This window comes from Selenomonas sp. CM52, assembly GCF_000292955.1.
Classification (GTDB): Bacteria; Bacillota; Negativicutes; order Selenomonadales; family Selenomonadaceae; genus Selenomonas.
In genome coordinates, this window is record NZ_ALNM01000012.1 from 134,739 (window position 1) to 151,471 (window position 16,733).

The window sequence follows — 16,733 nt, forward strand, 5'->3', positions numbered from 1 at the left end:
CGAATTTAGTCCGTCAAAGATTTATACAGCGCCCACACGTTGATATACGGCAAAATATCTTCTTGGAATTTGACGCCATTTGTCGCCGGCACATAGACGATATCTCCATCTTCAAGGAAAACATTTTGTGTAATGTCATGCTTCTTCACATAGGCCTTCATATTTAACATACGGTAATACATCACATTATCGCGCACGCGGATAACTTGGATGCGCGTGCTGCGCCCGTGATCCGTCCAACTGCCGGCGCTTGCCAGGGCAGCATAGGCATTCATATTGTCAGCATCCATCTCCTGAATGCCGGGCTTTTCCACGTCACCCATGACGTAGACCTTGCGCTTTCCATATTCCGTGACGAAGATAGAGATATCAGGGATGCGCATGTACTCACCGAAGGCTTCCAGAAGCGCTTCCTTCGCCTCATCCAGCGTCATGCCTTCCAGCTTGACACTGCCGACATAAGGAAGCTGCACGCAGCCGTCGACACCAACTGGAATCTCTTCAATATTTATATCTTCCGTGAAGCCGATGGGCAAAATGCGCATCGTATCCCCTTTGAAAAGTCGATAGTTTTGCACTGTCGACGGACGCCCAAGGGAAGCAATCTCGAATTCTTCCGGCGCCTCAATGTAGCTTGGAGTTACCGCCGTCTCTTTTGTCTTTTCATCCTTCGATGCAGTCGTGCGTTGCGCATATGACTGCGTAGGAGCAGATTTCACAGCGACAGGCGCAGCCGAAGCCGCTTCCGCTGCAGCGTCTTGCGCCGACGACGCGGCGAACGCAGCGCTGCTGCTGAGCGCGAGCGCCGCAGTCAAAGCGAGCAGGTTGCGTTTTTTCATAGACCGACACTCCTTCACGATGATTTCATATATTTCGTTTAGAATACCATACCTCAGGCGCAGTGTCAAAATCAATTCGCTCTTTGTGCCGATGACTCTTGCCAAACGCGAAAAGGATACTTCTACGCATGACAAAATCTTGCCTTCATCCCTCCATGCAAGCGCGGCAGATCGCACTCGCGCCGATCGGCTGAAACGGTGTGCCGCAGGATTTGCAGCGCGGCAGCGGGATGCGCCAGCGCTTGGCGGTGGGAGAAGCGGCGAGGCGCAAGGCGCTCTTCGGGCAGCGTGCGGTGCAGAGTCCGCAAGCGGTGCAGAGCTGCGGCGTGAAAGCGAGCACGAAGGCCTCACCCTCGACACTTGCCTGCAGCGCTCCGTGCGGACACAGGCGGGCACAGAAGCCGCAGGCATTGCAGCCGCTGTAGAGCGCGAGGTCAGCATGCACGGCAGCGGGCTGTGCGCCATGAGCGAATGCCCAGGCGGGAGCGGAGAACGGAGTGAGTGCAGGGAACATGGAGTCTTGCCCCATTCCCGCTGCATCCGGCGGCAAAACGTCACCCGCCTCTGCCGATGCTGTGCCCGCATGCGTCGCACTTGCAGTGCCGCACGCCATACGCTCGGCAAACCCAACGTCGTGCTCCCCTGCTGCACTCCCCCCCGCACCGCCTGCCGCATCTCCCTGACCGAACTTCTCCTTCGCCACATCGCGAAAGCGGCGGAAAAAATCGCGGCGGCTGTACTCGCGTGCGGCAGGCTCAGCATCAAGCAAGCGAAGCGGCGCTCGCCCCGCCGCCGCGAGGGCCGCATCGACGGCGGCAGCCTCGCGTGCGAGGTGCGCGTGAACGGCAGGCAGGCACGCGCGGCAAGCGCCAATGTCGAGCTGCACTTCCCTCTGCGAAGCAATCGCCCAGAGAATGCCGCGCGTGAGAAAGCCGAGACACGGAAGAGCGGAATCCGGCGCGCTTTTCGCGCATGCGAGGCGCACGCTTGGCGCATCAGCAGCCACGACAGCCGTCAGCTTCGCCGCATAGTCAAGCCGCGTCTCGACGGCGGCGGCCGGACAGACGGCCGTGCAGAGGCCGCAGTCGATACAGAGATCGGGATGCGGCACGCCCCAGCGGAACGCGCCGACGGGACAGACATCCTCGCACGCGCGGCACGGCGGCTGCAGGCGCCCCTTGATACACCTTGCCACCGCCAAGCGAATCTTTTCCAATCGGACGCGCCCCTTTCCAGAAATTTTCTTTTCCATTATAGCAGGATGCAGAGGATTTTTCGAGGACTCCTGCACGCATCGCAAAGATTGACGGCATGATATAGACGCAATATAATATAGGAGGAGGGAGGAAAATGTTGCAGATTATAGCGTGCTATTGGTATTTGAAACGTACAAAACATATGGCTTTTGATGTCCTAACGTCTCTCATATTAGTTAGCAGTTTGCTTTATTTTAGCCGTCCTGAAAGTTTTTTGATGAATATTAAATCTTTAACAAAGGCTTGCCTTCCAGTGTTGACATTCCAAGCTACATTGAATGCATCGAGTCTTATTTATTTTGCAAATTCCAATTCTGTACTTATTAAACTCTTGAAGAGTAGGCGGATAATGAAGTCTGCACGTAAAACTAGATATCGTCAAATGGATCAGATATATGCATATTTTGCATGGGCAGTCCTGATACAATTTATATTTTTGCTTTATGCCTTGTTTTTGTTGTTTATTCAAGAATGGACACCGATACTTGCTGTTATTTCTATTTGGCTTATATGTTTATCTATCATTTTGGCTTTTGGTATGTTTTATTCGAGTATTTTGTGTATTCGAAATATCGGCATTTTATTTACCTTTCTTATTTGGAAAGATGAAAGCGAAAGTGTTTAGAGACAGTCTATGAGAATGCAATAAAATAAGAGGCATCGTCAGAGTGTGTGAGTAAGATATACTTATTGGGCTGCTCTATATTCTCATGGAAAATGAGCATCAATAGTAGGACGCTGGAACATGATCATATCAATCAGATTGTCGATATTTCTAAACCTTTATGTGCTCGTACAACCCCTGCTCGTGCATGGTTTATGACGACCATTATGTGAATTTATCTCCTTCCTTGCAGCTGATCTCCTCAGCGTCGATGCCGGATATGGAGAGGCGATAGAAACGCTGGATGAAATTCGTTTCGCCCTGCCGCAAACTGCATCGGGGGAGATTTTATCCTCCAATACAACTTTTTCTATATGTCGCAGAAAGTTGGATGCGGCATCCACCTTATATGGTTTGCGGCAGACTTTGCGATGTTCCTCATAGATGAGTTGCCCCGTGTAAGCGAAATATTCACGGCGTTTGGTGAGATCGGAGTTCATCTGCTCTACTGTACCTCGTTTAAGCTCCTCATAGAGGGTAGAACGGACGATGCCGACCTTTTGGGCGATTCGCATCTTCGGCAGCCCCTCTTTCAAGAGCGCCTGTATTTCACCTCTTTGATAAGCGGTTAGATGTTTGAAGTTTCGCGTAGTTGTGGTAGAATGTTTCCTGGACATGCAGGATCCTCCTTTCGGTGTAGGTTTCTGTCAAAACATTTTACCACAGCTGCTCCCGCCTGCCCTTTTTAGGTATCCGATTTCATTTTACAACTAAATCTTCGCTAAAGACGCTTACAATTTGAACGCATCTATCCAGCCGATTTCCAAAAGGTTCGAGAGAATGTACAGCCTCTTCCTCGATCAAGGACTTGTCCAAGCGCAGACGGTGTCGCGTCAATCGTTGCAGAGCAAGACACCGTAACACGGAAGGAGGCTCTGTTTTAAAAGGGTTTTATGTAGGCAAGGAAAGTTGTCTTGCTTATATAACATATTCTACGAGGAGGAAAACCGATAGTATGGTTGATTATAAGGCGAAGACAAAAAATCGGAATTTTTATGTATACTATACTGAGCTGGTTTTAGAGAATGCTGATAAGGAGAGGAGAACTACCAATTGGTCAGACAAACGATGTAAAGATGTGCAAATGCTTATTTCGCTTATAGTAGAGTTGGATATAAAAAAACGTACCAAACGTGGCGACGAAAATAATCCTTGGACAATGGCTTTAGAAAATATGCAAAATGATAATATAATTTCAAACTTTTTAGAAGGTTACTTTATCAGTACAGAAAATGGAATTCATACATATTTGCTTGATCGTGAATCTCTTGAGAGATTGTCAAATCCCAAAGAGTTAACACAAAATGAAACTATGCAAACAGCTTTTTCTCTCCGCTTTAAAGACGGTATGTTTATCCTTGGTGAGTATCAGGGTAATATTGCAAGCGCAAGAAGGATTGCTGAATATTTTAATTATTTTTTGATGTATTTCAAGGAAACCGGAATGCTTGTAACGGATATTGCGGAAATTCGGTTTCATCATAAAATAGATCAAGGATTTATAGATAAAATTAACGGGTTTGAACGGGTTAACTCTGTAGAGATTGGCTTGGAAATGCTTATACCGAACCAGCCCCGACAAGATGCTTTTTCAACACTTGCAAATGAAGTATCTGACGCAAATATTGGACGCATTGTTCTAACTCTGATGAAAAAGGATAAGAACGGAATCTGCTCTGCTAAAATCAAAGATTGGCTTATAAAATGTTGTGATAATTGGTCTGTTAATCGAGGCAAGTTGAAAGGAAAAGCTTGTCCAGGATATCAGTCAGAAGTTAGTCTTACTGGAATTAATGTCAAGAAAAAGTGCGCCCTTCCAGTTGGAACCGATGGAGAAGTATTTTTAACAGCCTTATATGAGGTTATGGAAAAAATGAACGAAGAGATAGAACTATTGGTGTTTTAGCGGGAGGGAGCGATTATGAAAAAAAGAAGAGCGCACAGCCCGATACGCATGAACCTTTCAGATGCTGAATATCAGATGATTGACCGACTGGCAAAAAAATATGATTGTTCTCATGCCGAACTTGTTCGCCGCTTCATCTTTCAGAGACTGGAAGATGAATTCAGCATAAAAGTAGAAGGGCCACGGACGAAAGGGATGGGGTATCATGGGTAAAGTTTTGAACCTGCATTTTACCGACGGAGAACTAAAAGCTCTCGAAGCCATCTCCCCGCTCTATGCGGCAGGGCTGTCATCGGCAACATTGAAAAATCTCATATATGACAGGCTAGAAGATGAGTACGACATGGAAATCATACGCGAGTATGAAAAGGATCTCAAAAACGGCACGCTTGAGACGACGCCTTTCAGCGAAGTCTTAGAGGGGCTGAAAAGTGTATAGACTGATAACGACCAAGAAGTTTGACAAGACGCTTCAAAAACTGGACAACAGCACGCGCAATCGCATAATCCAGTGGATGAAAAGCAATCTGGTCGATTGCGAAAATCCTCGCATCTACGGGAAGGCTCTCACTGGAAACCTCGGAAAGTATTGGAGGTATCGCGTCGCGGACTTCCGATTGATTGCAGAAATCCGTGACAACGAGCTGATCGTCATCGCAGTCGAAATCGGTCATAGAAGCAAGATATACAAGTGATACGAAGGCACTGGAAGCACAGTGCCTTTTTTGTCGCCATTCAGAAGGCGGGAGCAGGTGCAAAATCCGTTCCGTGGATATTACGACAAGAAGAAAAAGCATCCAAGGGAAACTTGTGCTATAATTTTAGGAAGCAATTTTCAAAAGACAAGAGGTATTCCCATGAAAGAAGAAAACATCGGCGCGGCTATTGCGCGCGCTTTGGGCATCCGGGCGAAGCAGGCGGAGGCGACGATCGCGCTCCTCGACGAGGGAAACACCGTGCCCTTCATCTCGCGCTACCGCAAGGAGGCGACGGGCGAACTCGACGAAGAGCAGGTGCGCTCCGTCGAGAGCGAGCTTTCGCGCCTCAGAAATCTCGTGAAGCGCCAGCAGGAGATCGAAAAGAGCATCGAGGAGCAGGGAAAGCTCACGCCCGAGATCAAGGAAGCGCTCGACCGGGCGCTGAAGATGCAGGAGCTGGAAGACATCTACCTGCCCTTCAAGCAGAAGCGGCGCACGCGTGCGGGCGTCGCGCGGGAAAAGGGGCTTGAGCCGCTGGCGCTCGCGATTCTCGCACAGGAAGAGAAAAGCGGCACGGTGGAAGAATACGCCGCGCAGTTCATCGATGCGGAGAAGGGCGTAGAGACGGCAGAGGACGCGCTCTCCGGCGCGATGGACATCGTCGCCGAGACCGTTTCCGAGGGCGCTGCGCTGCGCCAGAAGATGCGCAAGGAGCTTTGGCAGCGGGCAGAACTCGTGACTGCGCTCGACGAAGAAGCCGAGGACGCGCAGACCTTCCTCATGTATCAGGACTACAAGGAGCCGCTTCGCACGCTGCCCTCGCATCGCATCCTCGCCGTCAACCGCGGCGAGAAGAAGGGCTGCCTCAAGGTCACGCTCCAATGTGACCACGAAAAACTTGCGGCGGAAATCTTCGACGGGCTGGCAAAGGGCGATTCCATCTTCCGCGAATCGCTGAAGGCAGCGATCGAGGACGGCTATAAACGTTTGCTCTTCCCCGCCATGGAGCGCGAGCTTCGCGCTCTTCTGACAGAAAACGCCGAAAAACAGGCGATCCATGTCTTCGGTGCAAACCTCAAGCAGCTCCTCTTGGAAGCGCCGCTCGCCGGCCACACGGTCATGGGACTCGATCCCGGCTACCGCACGGGCTGCAAGATGGCCGTCGTCAGTCCCACGGGGCAAGTCGTCGACCACGGCGTTCTCTACCTCACGATGAGCGAAGAGCGCCGCGCCGAAGCGGCAAAAAAGGTGCTCGCGCTCATCAAGAAGCACGGCGTGACGCTCATCTCCATCGGCAACGGCACGGCTTCCTACGAAACGGAAGAATTCACGGCGAATCTCATTCGCGAGAACAAATTGCCCGTTCACTACCTGATCACGAACGAAGCGGGCGCATCCGTCTACTCGGCCTCGAAGCTCGCGAAAGAGGAGCTTCCCGAATACGACGTGACGATTCGCGGCGCCGTCTCCATCGCGCGGCGCGTGCAGGATCCCCTCGCCGAACTCGTGAAGATCGACCCGCAGGCCATCGGCGTCGGCCAGTACCAGCACGATGTGAACCAAAAGGAGCTTGCCGCCGCGCTCGACGCCGTCGTAGAGTCCGCCGTCAACCATGTCGGCGTGAACCTCAACACGGCTTCGGCGACTCTTCTCTCGCACATCGCGGGCGTCACGAAGGCGATCGCGAAGAACATCGTCGACTGGCGCGACGAAAACGGCGTTTTCGCCAACCGCCGCCAGCTCCTCAAGGTGCCGCGCCTTGGCCCTGCCGCCTTCACGCAGTGCGCGGGCTTTTTGCGCATCGCAGGCGGCAAAAGCCCCCTCGACAACACGCCCGTCCATCCTGAATCCTACGCGCTCGCCGAAAAGCTGCTCGACCGCCTGGGCTTCTCGCTTGACGACCTCGGCGACAAGAAGGCTCTCGATACGCTCGGCGCAAAGCTCCGCCTCGCCGATGCCGAAACGCTTGCCAAGGAACTCGCGGCAGGCGCTCCGACCATGCGCGACATCATCGACGCGCTCAAGAAGCCGGGGCGCGACCCGCGCGAGGACTTGCCCGCACCCCTGACGCGCCAGTCCATCGTCAAGCTCTCCGACATCAAGGTAGGCGCCGTCATGCGCGGCACGGTGCGCAACATCACGGACTTCGGCGTATTCGTCGACATCGGCATCAAGACGGCGGGGCTCATCCACATCTCAGAACTCAGCAAGAAGCGCGTCAAGCATCCGCTCGACGTCGTATCCGTCGGCGACATCGTAAACGTCATGGTCATCAAGGTCGACGAAGAGCGCGGGCGCATCGGCCTCTCCTTGAAGCAGGTGCCGAAGGAGGCAGCGATATGAAGCGAACTGTCGCCCCCCTAGGAGGCGATCTGCGCCGGACGGACGACGCCGGCCTCGTGCACGATACCATTCGCGCCATCGAGCCGCCCGATGATAGAGCAGACGAACATCTGCAGTGCGCCCTGCAGGAAAAGCTGCCGCAAGGCGTCGGTCTCGGCGCACTCGCCGCCCTCCTCGACCGCTATATGTGCGCGACGAAGAGTACATGGGAGCATCTCGAAAAGCCGAAGAAATGCACACTGATCTGCTGCGCCGATCACGGCGTCGCCGAAATGCAGGTCAGCGCCTATCCGCCCGAGACGACGGCGCAGATGACAGCGAACTACCTGCTCGCCAAGGGCGCAGTCGCCAATGCGCTCGCAAACTTCGCCCGAAGCGATCTTCATGTCGCCGACCTTGGCATCAAGGCGCCTTTGCCGCCGCTCCCTTCGCTCATTGACCGCAAGATCGCGCACGGCACGAAGAACTCCGCCAAGGGAGCCGCCATGACGCGCGAGGAAGCGCTCCGCTCGCTCGCCGTCGGCATCCGCCTCGCCGAGGACTTCACCGCCGAAGGCTGCCGCTGCTTCCTGCCGGGCGAAATGGGCATATCGAATACGACGGCGAGCGCAGCGATCGCCGCCTGCCTGTGCCGTCTTACGCCCGAGCAGGCGACGGGGCGCGGCACGAACATCTCCGACGAACGCCTGAAAAAGAAGATCGAGGTCGTGCGCCAAATCCTCGCCGTCAACCGCCCCGACGCGAGCGACGGCATCGACGTGCTGCAGAAGGTCGGCGGCTTCGAGCTTGGCTGCATCGCAGGACTCATTCTCGGTGCGGCGAGAAAAAGAGCCGTCGTCATCCTCGACGGCTTCAACACGGGCGCGGCAGCCTTGATCGCCGAGGCGCTCGCGCCCGCAGTCACGGGCTACCTTCTGCCCTCGCACCTCGCGGCAGAACCTGCGCACGCCGCTATTCTCAAGAAGCTCGGCCTCACACCTTATATGGACATGCGCTTTCGCCTCGGCGAAGCGACGGGATCGTCCATCGTCGCTGACTTTCTCGATGCCGCGATCGAAGCTGCAAAAAGCCTCTTCGCAGAAGATGCGGCGGCAAGCGACGGCAAGGAAGCGCACGTCTGGAGGCGAAAAGCTGCGGCGGATGCGGCGCAAGCAGAAGATGCGCAGGACGAGATGAAGGCGATGTCGTATCGCTGCCTGTCGAAAAGCATGTCCGATGACGCGGATGATGCGCTCGACGACCTCGCTCTGCCTTCGTTCCCCGCGCTCGACACTATCGCCATGACCGCCTGCCAAAAGCGCATTGACAGTCTCGCCAAGCCCATCTACAGCCTCGGACGGCTCGAAGAACTGGCCGTGCGCCTCGCAGGCGTCACGGGCGAGGCGCGGCCGCCGCTCGGTGCGCGGCGAGCGCTGCTCATCTTCGCAGCAAAAGAACCTTCCGCGCGGCAGAAGCGGCTCATATCCGCCTTCGCCGCGCACGCCGAAGTGCCCGTGACGCTCGCGCTGCTCAACCAAGACAGCAAGCCTGCCGAAGCCTTCGCCTTCGGGCAGAAGATCGCGCGGGAGCTTGCCGCAGACAGCTCGCTCCTCGGGCTCGCGCTTGCCGCAGAGACGGATGAGATGGCACGCGAGAAGGCTGCACGCTGTGACGAGGCATTCCGCCCGGCAAAGGAGGACGCCACACTCCTCGGCCTGCTGCAGAATCTTTCGCCCGCACTCCAAAGAGAAGCCGCCGCCCTCCTCGGCGCTCTCTGCGCCGCCGCCCAAAGCCGCTGCCTCGTCCTCCTCGACGATTCCGCGACGGAAAGCGTCGCGCACCTCGCCGAAACCCTCGCGCCCACGCTCAAGCCTTACCTCCTGCACGTTCAGTCCGACTATCTCGCGCTCGCCCTTCCTGCAAGCTGCGGCGTCGCGGCCTCGCTCGGCATGCGTCTCATCGATGCCGCACTCCACATGGAAAACGACATGAAGACCTTCGCCGAAACCGCCGTCGCCGTCGCTGCGGACGGTCCCGGAAAAGGACGGCAAAGCTGACTTTGACAAGTGCTCTTGCACACAGACAACCGAATATGCTATACTATAGATGGCAAGCTACACGCACAAACGTCCACTTTGTGGACATTGTGCGCCGCCCTTAATGAAAGTTACCCAATCAGCCTGCGCCTTCGGCTTGGCTTCTTGGACTTTCATAGTAAACGTTATTATGGTCAAAACCAGTACACGAAAAACCCCCAAGTTGCACTCTTGGGGGTTTTTCTATTCCCTTATTAAAATATAGCATACCTCAGCAGATTGTTCCATAACGCCCACAAAATCGCAGGCGCTTGATTTTGTAGGCAAGCCGGCATGTGATTCATCAGCAAGCCTTATACAGCAAATCCTTATGGATGAATCGACCCTTCTGCCTAAAACAGATGAAGATGGCGCAGGAGAACCGTGATGAAGCAGAGGACGGCGAGGAAGAACATGAAATATTCGATGCACTTCACGGGATACGCGTAATGCAGCGGAATCTCCACGACCTTCGGGACGTTCTCCGCAAGAAGCGAGATGGCGACGGAAGTATAGAGGATCGTGTTCGCCATGCGTGTCGTCTTGTATGTCGACAGCGCCATGAGGATGAGGCAGACGGCAAAGGCGATGAGAAAGTACGCAATCTTGTCGCCATGATGACGCATGACACCACCTCCTCTTCATTTCAATCCAGCTTGTTTCATGATAGCTTCAAGCGTGCCCGTCTTGACTTACTGTCCATCATGACGCGCGGGGGGAACGTTTCAACTCCGAATCCTTCATACTGCTTCCTTGGTCAAGTCAACAATAAATATATACCATGCGCCTCTATTTGTAAATGCAGAAATATGAGGGACACACAGAGGAGATTTCGACAGAATACCTTCCGAATTCGTCTTCGCATACAGCTGGATCAATAGAGAATCGTCTATTTTGTATGAAACATATAAAATAAATTTGTCTATTTTGCATAGATTTGTTAAAATAAATTTATCTATTTTGATGTAGTAGCAAAAAATCGGCTGTAGGCAGGAACAATCACCTTGTTCAGTCCGGACGGACGAGCACTGGAAAGGAGCATCCTTATGTTTCAGCGCAAGATCTATGAAAAGATCAAAAAATGGAAAACGGAGCAGGATGGTCGTACTGCTCTGCTTGTCGAGGGGCAACGGCGTGTCGGCAAGTCAACGGTTGTCGAGGAATTCGGCAAACAGGAATACGAAAGCTATATCCTCCTTGACTTTTCGACTTGCTCACAAGAGATCCGCGATCTGTTTCGGGATACTTCTGACCTCGATTACTTCTTCCTGCAGTTGCAGCTCCTAACTGGCGTTCACCTTGTCGAACGCAGTTCCTTGATCATCTTTGATGAGGTGCAGCTCTTTCCCCTTGCCAGACAAGCAATCAAATCTCTTGTTAAAGACCACCGTTATGACTATATAGAAACAGGCTCCTTGATCTCCATTCGAAAAAATGTCAAGGATATCCTGATTCCGAGTGAAGAGCAGCGCGTCCTCATGCATCCGATGGACTTCGAAGAATTCCTCTGGACATTGGGCGATCAGGCGACAATTCCCTCGCTTAAAATTTTACTGCAGAAACAGCGGCCCGCAGGGGACGGCGCACATCGACGGCTCATGCGCCTCCTTCGCCTGTACATGTTGATCGGCGGAATGCCGCAGGCCGTCGCCGCCTACTTGGAAAGCAATGATCTCGAAACCGTCGATCAAGTCAAACGCGATATTTTGCGCCTTTATGAGGACGACTTTTATAAAATCGATGCGACGGGGCGTTTGTCTCAGTTGTTCGACGCAATTCCCGCACAGCTGAACAAGAACAGTTCGCGCTATGTAGTCTCAAATATCCTTCCCCATATGCGCCCTGGAAATTCCCTGAACCTGATCGCAGAACTGATCGATTCCCGAGCAGTTTTGGCAGCATATCATACGAGCCTGCCTTCCGCTGAAATGGCTTCCTATAAAGATTTGACCCGTTTCAAGCTTTTCCTTTCCGATACGGGGCTTTTCACCACGCTGATGTTCAAAAACAAAAACTTCACCGAGAATGAGCTTTACCGAAAATTGCTCAGCGACAAACTTTCAGCGAATCTCGGATACCTATATGAGAATATGGCAGCTCAAATGCTGACGGCCAACGGCTATGGATTATACTATCATACCTTTCCCAACCCATCGCGAACAGCGAATTACGAGGTCGATTTTCTCATCGCACAAGGCAATAAAATCTGCCCGGTCGAGGTGAAATCCTCCGGCTATAAGAGCCATGCTTCGTTGGATGCGTTCTGCCAAAAATATTCCGCGCAAATCGCCAAGAAATATCTGATTTATACGAAAGATCTGCAGAAAGATCACGATGTCTTTCTCCTGCCCATGTATATGACGCCGCTCCTCTAGGAAGCAGCGATGGGACATGTACGACAGGCCGCAAGCCCAATATCCACAGGGATTACGACCTGTGGCATAGAAAGCTACACGCACAAACGTCCACTTCATGGATATTATGCGCCGCCCTTATATGAAAAAATAATCATTCTCTTTCCTTTGAGCTTGACCTCTTGGATTCTCACAGAAAAACCATCGGAATTATCGAAAAAAGTCGCAATTTTCCATTGACAAATACGAAAAATGTGCGATACTTAGATTATAGGAAGTTTATCTCCTTATAGTTTTTATCTATGATTAACACCATCATGAAAGAGGTGCACACTAAATGGAAAAGCAGCAGCTGGTAGAAGAAATGACGAAAATCGTCGGCGCGGATAATGTTCAGTCGAAAGAAGAGGAACTTTACTCCTACGCCTATGATGCTACGCCAGGCCACATCTACATGCCGGACGTCGTCGTCAGCCCCGGCACGACGGAGGAAGTCTCGAAGGTCTTGAAGTTCGCGAACGAGCACAAGATCCCCGTCTACACGCGCGGTTCCGGCACGAATCTCTCGGCGGGCACGGCGCCTTTGAAGGGCGGCATCGTCCTCTCGATGCTCCGCTTCAATAAGATCATCGACGTCGATCTCGAAAACCTCATTGCCGAGGTCGAGGCGGGCGTCGTCGTGCAGGACATCAACGACCATATCGCACAGTTCGGCCTCATCTACCCTCCCGATCCGGGCACGGTCAAGACGGCTAGCCTCGGCGGCACGATCGCGGAGAACTCGGGCGGTCTGCGCGGCCTCAAGTACGGCATCACGAAGAACTATGTGCAGGGCCTTGAAGTCGTCCTCGCGAACGGCGATGTGCTGCATACGGGCGGCAAGAACGTCAAGGACGTCTCGGGCTACGACATGACGAAGCTCTTCACGGGTTCGGAAGGCACGCTCGGCGTCGTCACGAAGGCTCTCTTGAAGCTCGTTCCCGCGCCGGAGAAGACGAAGAGCATGGTCGCGATCTTCGATACGATCGAGGATGCGGGACGCGCCGTCTCGGGCATCATCGCAGCGAAGATCATCCCTGCGACGCTCGAAATCCTTGACAACGCGACAATCCGCACGGTCGAGGACTTCATGCACGTCGGCCTGCCGACGGACGCTGACGCGATCCTCCTCATCGAGGTCGACGGTCATCCTGTGGTCGTCGAGGACGAGGCGGACAAGGTCATGAAGGTTCTGAAGGAAAACAACGCACGCGAGGTCACGCTTGCCCGCGACGCGAAGCACAAGGAACAGCTCTGGACGGCTCGCCGCATGGCGCTTCCGTGCCTTGCGAAGCTGCGTCCGACGACGTTCGTCGAAGATGCGACCGTGCCGAGAAGCAAGATTCCGGCATTCCTCGCCATCGTCAAGAAGGCGGCAAAGGATCACAACGTCACGATCGGCACGTTCGGTCATGCAGGCGACGGCAACATGCACCCGACGATCGTCTGCGACCTGCGCGACGAGGAGGAGACGAAGCGCGTCCACGAGGCGATGGACGACATCTTCCGCGGTGCGGTCGAGCTCGGCGGCACGCTCTCGGGCGAGCACGGCATCGGCCTCGGCAAGCTGCCCTGGATGGAGCTGCAGCACGGCAAGGAAGGCATGGAGGCCATGCGCCAGATCAAGCGCGCACTCGACCCAAATCTCATTCTGAACCCGGGCAAATTGATTGGAGAGTGCTGACCTATGGCTGAAGAAACGAAAAAGTTTACGGCGGCAGACCTAAACAAGCAGGACACATCGCTCCTCGCGGACATCGAGGACGCGTTGGCGAACTGCATGAAATGCGGCAACTGCCAAGCCGTCTGTCCGATCTACCGCGAGACGAAAAAAGAGCAGATGGTCGCGCGCGGCAAGATCTCTCTGATGCAGGGATATCTTTCGGGCAAGATTCCCATCTCGGCGGAATTTGACCACATCATGGCGATGTGCCTGAACTGCAAGAGCTGCGCGGCGAACTGTCCGTGCGGCGTCGCGGCTGACGAGCTGATCCTGCGCGGCAGGAACGCCGCTGTCAAGGCGCGCGGCCTGCACCCGATCAAGAAGAATGTCTTCCGTCTCCTGCAGAACCGCCCACTCTTCGATGCAGCGCTGAAGCTCGGCGGCATGTTCGGCTGGATGTCCTTCAAGGAAGTGCCTGGCAAGAATGCTGTGAAGTCGCGTCTGCCTATGCCGGGCATGGATCCGAACCGCGCGACCCCGCCCTTGGCCTCGCGCCCACTGCGCAGCCAATATCCCGAGGTCATCAAGGTGGCGAACCCCAAGTTCCGCGTCGCCTTCTTCACGGGCTGCACGATCAACTACATGTACACGGACATGGGCGATGCCGTCATCGACGTTCTCAAGGCGAACGACATCGAGGTCGTTCTGCCGTCCAAGCAACACTGCTGCGGCACGCCGATTCATGTATCGGGCGCCTTCGACCTCGCGAACCAGCTCGCACGCAATACGATCCGCGTCTTCGAAGCTCTCGACGTCGACTACATCGTCGGCGCCTGTGGCTCTTGCGTAGAGGCCTTGAAACACTATCCCGAATGGCTCAAGGACGATCCCGAATGGCGTCCTCGTGCCGAGAAGATGGCGGCGAAAGTGCGGGAGATCAGCGAACTGCTCATTGAGAAAGGCTTCCGCACGGACAACCTCTCGCCCGTCAACAAGAAGGTCACGATGCACGATCCGTGCCACATGGTTCGCGGCCTTGGCATCACGGAACAGCCGCGCGAAGTCTTGAAGGCCATTCCAGGCTTGGAGTTCGTTGAGATGAAAGAGCATGACCGCTGCTGCGGCTCCGGCGGCTCCTTCTGCATGGCGCACTATGAGATGAGCCGTGAGATCAACGACCGCAAGTGCAACAACATCAAGGCGACGGGCGCAGACCTCGTGGCAACGAGCTGCCCGAGCTGCCGCATGCACATCACGGACGGCGTCGTCCAAAACAACATGCCGCAGGTCGTCTACCACCCGATCCAGATTCTCGCCGAATCGTATCGCGGCGCAAAAAAGCGCACGGAAATCGCATAAGCATAAGAAGAATCCCCCCAAGGTGGTGACTTGGGGGGATTTTCGCGTACATGTTATGGAAGTTGCTCTTTCATTCCTGCCATGTTCAGTATAGCATACTCATTATATGTGTGCAAGCGATTCAAGATGGCTAAATTTCTCAACCTCGATAAGTTCAACGAGGAAAAAACTCATCGTCTATCCAATCACTTCGATCTTCGGCTCTTTTCCTTCTTCCAGACATCCCTTCGTGATCGTCACGCGGCGCTTTTCGTCAGATTTGGGGATCTCGAACATCACATCGAGCATCGTGTCCTCGATGATGCCCTTGAGGCTTCTCGCGCCCGTCTTCCGCTCAATCGCCTTCTTGGCGACGGCACGGAGGGCGTCTTCTTCGAAGATCAGCTCGACATTGTCCATCGCGAGCAACTTTTCATACTGCTTGACGGGCGCATCCTTCGGCTCGGTCAGAATGCGCAGGAGGTCGTCCTCGGAGAGCGTTTCAAGCGTGCAGATGACGGGCAGACGTCCGATGATCTCAGGAATGATGCCGTACTGCATGAGGTCTTCGGGGCGCACCTTGTGAATGAGCTCGTCGAAGCGTTTCGCCGCATCCTTCTCCTTGCCCTCGACTTCCGCGCCGAAGCCGATGCCCGCCGCGTTCTTCTTGAGACGCTTGGCTATGACGTCCTCGATGCCGACGAAGGCACCACCGACGATGAAGAGGATATTCTTCGTATCGACCTTGATCGTCGGCGCTTCGGGGTGCTTTCTCTGACCGCGCGCCGTGAACTCGACGACAGAGCCTTCGAGCATCTTGAGGAGCGCCTGCTGTACGCCCTCGTGCCCGGGATCGGCGGTGATCGAGTTGTTCGCTCCCGACTTTCGCGCAATCTTGTCGAACTCGTCGAGATAGATGATGCCGTGTTCCGCCTTCTCGATATCCTTTTCCGCCGCATAGTAGAGGTTGCGAACGGCGACCTCGACATCCGCGCCGACGAAGCCCGCTTCCGTGAGGCTCGACGCGTCCGTCACGGCAAACGGAATATCGAGGAGGCGCGACAGGTGCGACAAAAGCGCCGTCTTGCCGCAGCCCGAGGGGCCGAGCATGATGACGTTCGACTTCTCGATGTCCGTGCCGTCCTCGTTCATGTAGCCGTATTTCATGCGTTTGTAATGGTTGTAGACGGCGACGGAGAGGATCTTCTTCGCACGGTCCTGATTGATGATGTACTCGTCGAGATACGCCTTGATGATATGCGGCTTGTTCTTCTTCAGGATCTCGTCGAGCTGACTGGCGAAGTCGAGCTTCTCCTTCTCGACGCTCGCCGCCTCGTGCTCCTCGATGAAATTGTATATGTCCTTGACGCAGTCCTTGCAGATGGCAAATCCCGTGTTCGGGTCAAAGATCGGCATATCGTACTGATCGTGCACCGTGACTTTGCGCTTGCAGAAGCTGCAGGTATGCTTGATCGGTTCTTGTCCAGACATGATGATTCTCCCTTCACGTAAAAGAAGCGCGGACAGATTCAGCGCTTCCTAAAAAGTGTCTTCCTCATTATCAACGATATGAAGATTT

At 54.2% G+C, this 16,733-nt stretch carries 15 protein-coding genes; 10 read left to right on the forward strand and 5 right to left on the reverse strand.

Going from position 1 to position 16,733, the window contains the following annotated elements:
- Positions 1-5: 5 nt before the first annotated feature.
- Together HMPREF1153_RS02510 and HMPREF1153_RS02515 are read right to left on the reverse strand one after the other, a co-directional pair.
- Positions 6-839 carry a polysaccharide biosynthesis/export family protein gene (locus tag HMPREF1153_RS02510; protein ID WP_037369540.1) on the reverse strand — a complete coding sequence of 278 codons (834 nt, stop codon included), beginning with the start codon at positions 837-839 and terminating at the stop codon, positions 6-8.
- A 145-nt stretch (positions 840-984) separates the two neighbouring features.
- Positions 985-2,091: a 4Fe-4S dicluster domain-containing protein gene (locus HMPREF1153_RS02515; RefSeq protein ID WP_232208167.1), complete on the reverse strand. Its 1,107-nt coding sequence runs from the start codon at positions 2,089-2,091 to the stop codon at positions 985-987.
- A gap of 98 nt (positions 2,092-2,189) precedes the next feature.
- On the opposite strand from HMPREF1153_RS02515, the gene HMPREF1153_RS02520 reads away from it, so the two are divergent.
- A complete protein-coding gene (locus tag HMPREF1153_RS02520; RefSeq protein WP_037369543.1) occupies positions 2,190-2,720 on the forward strand; it encodes a hypothetical protein in 531 nt (176 codons plus the stop codon).
- Positions 2,721-2,878: 158 nt separating this feature from the next.
- Here the strand turns inward: HMPREF1153_RS02520 and HMPREF1153_RS12230 are convergent, their stop codons facing one another.
- Positions 2,879-3,376, reverse strand: a complete 498-nt coding sequence (locus tag HMPREF1153_RS12230; protein ID WP_009645389.1) for a helix-turn-helix domain-containing protein — start codon at positions 3,374-3,376, stop codon at positions 2,879-2,881.
- 338 nt (positions 3,377-3,714) lie between these two features.
- Here HMPREF1153_RS12230 and HMPREF1153_RS02530 point away from each other — a divergent pair, with 338 nt between their 5' ends.
- The 6 genes from HMPREF1153_RS02530 to cobT all read left to right on the forward strand — a co-directional run bounded on the left by HMPREF1153_RS02530 (position 3,715) and on the right by cobT (position 9,742).
- Positions 3,715-4,665, forward strand: coding sequence for a hypothetical protein (locus HMPREF1153_RS02530; RefSeq protein WP_009645346.1), 951 nt, complete (start codon positions 3,715-3,717; stop codon positions 4,663-4,665).
- A 15-nt stretch (positions 4,666-4,680) separates the two neighbouring features.
- Complete coding sequence (locus HMPREF1153_RS02535) at positions 4,681-4,878, forward strand: hypothetical protein (protein ID WP_006193304.1); 198 nt, start codon at positions 4,681-4,683, stop codon at positions 4,876-4,878.
- Positions 4,871-5,104: a DUF6290 family protein gene (locus HMPREF1153_RS02540; RefSeq protein ID WP_006193303.1), complete on the forward strand. Its 234-nt coding sequence runs from the start codon at positions 4,871-4,873 to the stop codon at positions 5,102-5,104. Before HMPREF1153_RS02535 ends, HMPREF1153_RS02540 begins: the two co-directional genes overlap by 8 nt.
- Complete coding sequence (locus HMPREF1153_RS02545; RefSeq protein WP_009645246.1) at positions 5,097-5,360, forward strand: type II toxin-antitoxin system RelE family toxin; 264 nt, start codon at positions 5,097-5,099, stop codon at positions 5,358-5,360. Before HMPREF1153_RS02540 ends, HMPREF1153_RS02545 begins: the two co-directional genes overlap by 8 nt.
- A gap of 162 nt (positions 5,361-5,522) precedes the next feature.
- Positions 5,523-7,706, forward strand: a complete 2,184-nt coding sequence (locus HMPREF1153_RS02550) for a Tex family protein (protein WP_037369550.1) — start codon at positions 5,523-5,525, stop codon at positions 7,704-7,706.
- On the forward strand, positions 7,703-9,742 hold the full coding sequence (cobT, locus tag HMPREF1153_RS02555) for a nicotinate-nucleotide--dimethylbenzimidazole phosphoribosyltransferase (protein WP_009645358.1): 2,040 nt from the start codon (positions 7,703-7,705) through the stop codon (positions 9,740-9,742). The genes HMPREF1153_RS02550 and cobT overlap by 4 nt, the downstream gene beginning before the upstream one ends.
- Before the next feature lie 371 nt (positions 9,743-10,113).
- On the opposite strand, the gene HMPREF1153_RS02560 is transcribed toward cobT, so the two are convergent.
- The gene (locus HMPREF1153_RS02560) at positions 10,114-10,386 is read right to left on the reverse strand and encodes a hypothetical protein (RefSeq protein WP_009645262.1); all 273 of its coding nucleotides are present in this window, start codon (positions 10,384-10,386) and stop codon (positions 10,114-10,116) included.
- Between the two features lie 420 nt (positions 10,387-10,806).
- Between HMPREF1153_RS02560 and HMPREF1153_RS02565 the strand changes: the two genes are divergently transcribed.
- From HMPREF1153_RS02565 to HMPREF1153_RS02575, 3 genes are all read left to right on the forward strand, one after another.
- Entirely contained in the window at positions 10,807-12,135 is a 1,329-nt protein-coding gene (locus HMPREF1153_RS02565) for an ATP-binding protein (protein ID WP_009645269.1), read from the forward strand.
- Between the two features lie 316 nt (positions 12,136-12,451).
- Complete coding sequence (locus HMPREF1153_RS02570) at positions 12,452-13,837, forward strand: FAD-binding oxidoreductase (protein WP_009645332.1); 1,386 nt, start codon at positions 12,452-12,454, stop codon at positions 13,835-13,837.
- 3 nt (positions 13,838-13,840) lie between these two features.
- Positions 13,841-15,175: a (Fe-S)-binding protein gene (locus HMPREF1153_RS02575; RefSeq protein WP_009645254.1), complete on the forward strand. Its 1,335-nt coding sequence runs from the start codon at positions 13,841-13,843 to the stop codon at positions 15,173-15,175.
- Between the two features lie 177 nt (positions 15,176-15,352).
- On the opposite strand, the gene clpX is transcribed toward HMPREF1153_RS02575, so the two are convergent.
- Positions 15,353-16,645: an ATP-dependent Clp protease ATP-binding subunit ClpX gene (gene clpX / locus HMPREF1153_RS02580; protein ID WP_009645325.1), complete on the reverse strand. Its 1,293-nt coding sequence runs from the start codon at positions 16,643-16,645 to the stop codon at positions 15,353-15,355.
- Positions 16,646-16,733 lie beyond the last annotated feature (88 nt).

Coding starts and splice junctions, on each gene's coding strand:
- HMPREF1153_RS02510 (WP_037369540.1), bottom strand. CDS start 839: ATGAAAAAACGCAACCTGCTCGCTTTGACTGCGGCGCTCGCGCTCAGC.
- HMPREF1153_RS02515 (WP_232208167.1), bottom strand. CDS start 2,091: ATGGAAAAGAAAATTTCTGGAAAGGGGCGCGTCCGATTGGAAAAGATT.
- HMPREF1153_RS02520 (WP_037369543.1), top strand. CDS start 2,190: ATGTTGCAGATTATAGCGTGCTATTGGTATTTGAAACGTACAAAACAT.
- HMPREF1153_RS12230 (WP_009645389.1), bottom strand. CDS start 3,376: ATGTCCAGGAAACATTCTACCACAACTACGCGAAACTTCAAACATCTA.
- HMPREF1153_RS02530 (WP_009645346.1), top strand. CDS start 3,715: ATGGTTGATTATAAGGCGAAGACAAAAAATCGGAATTTTTATGTATAC.
- HMPREF1153_RS02535 (WP_006193304.1), top strand. CDS start 4,681: ATGAAAAAAAGAAGAGCGCACAGCCCGATACGCATGAACCTTTCAGAT.
- HMPREF1153_RS02540 (WP_006193303.1), top strand. CDS start 4,871: ATGGGTAAAGTTTTGAACCTGCATTTTACCGACGGAGAACTAAAAGCT.
- HMPREF1153_RS02550 (WP_037369550.1), top strand. CDS start 5,523: ATGAAAGAAGAAAACATCGGCGCGGCTATTGCGCGCGCTTTGGGCATC.
- cobT (WP_009645358.1), top strand. CDS start 7,703: ATGAAGCGAACTGTCGCCCCCCTAGGAGGCGATCTGCGCCGGACGGAC.
- HMPREF1153_RS02560 (WP_009645262.1), bottom strand. CDS start 10,386: ATGCGTCATCATGGCGACAAGATTGCGTACTTTCTCATCGCCTTTGCC.
- HMPREF1153_RS02565 (WP_009645269.1), top strand. CDS start 10,807: ATGTTTCAGCGCAAGATCTATGAAAAGATCAAAAAATGGAAAACGGAG.
- HMPREF1153_RS02570 (WP_009645332.1), top strand. CDS start 12,452: ATGGAAAAGCAGCAGCTGGTAGAAGAAATGACGAAAATCGTCGGCGCG.
- HMPREF1153_RS02575 (WP_009645254.1), top strand. CDS start 13,841: ATGGCTGAAGAAACGAAAAAGTTTACGGCGGCAGACCTAAACAAGCAG.
- clpX (WP_009645325.1), bottom strand. CDS start 16,645: ATGTCTGGACAAGAACCGATCAAGCATACCTGCAGCTTCTGCAAGCGC.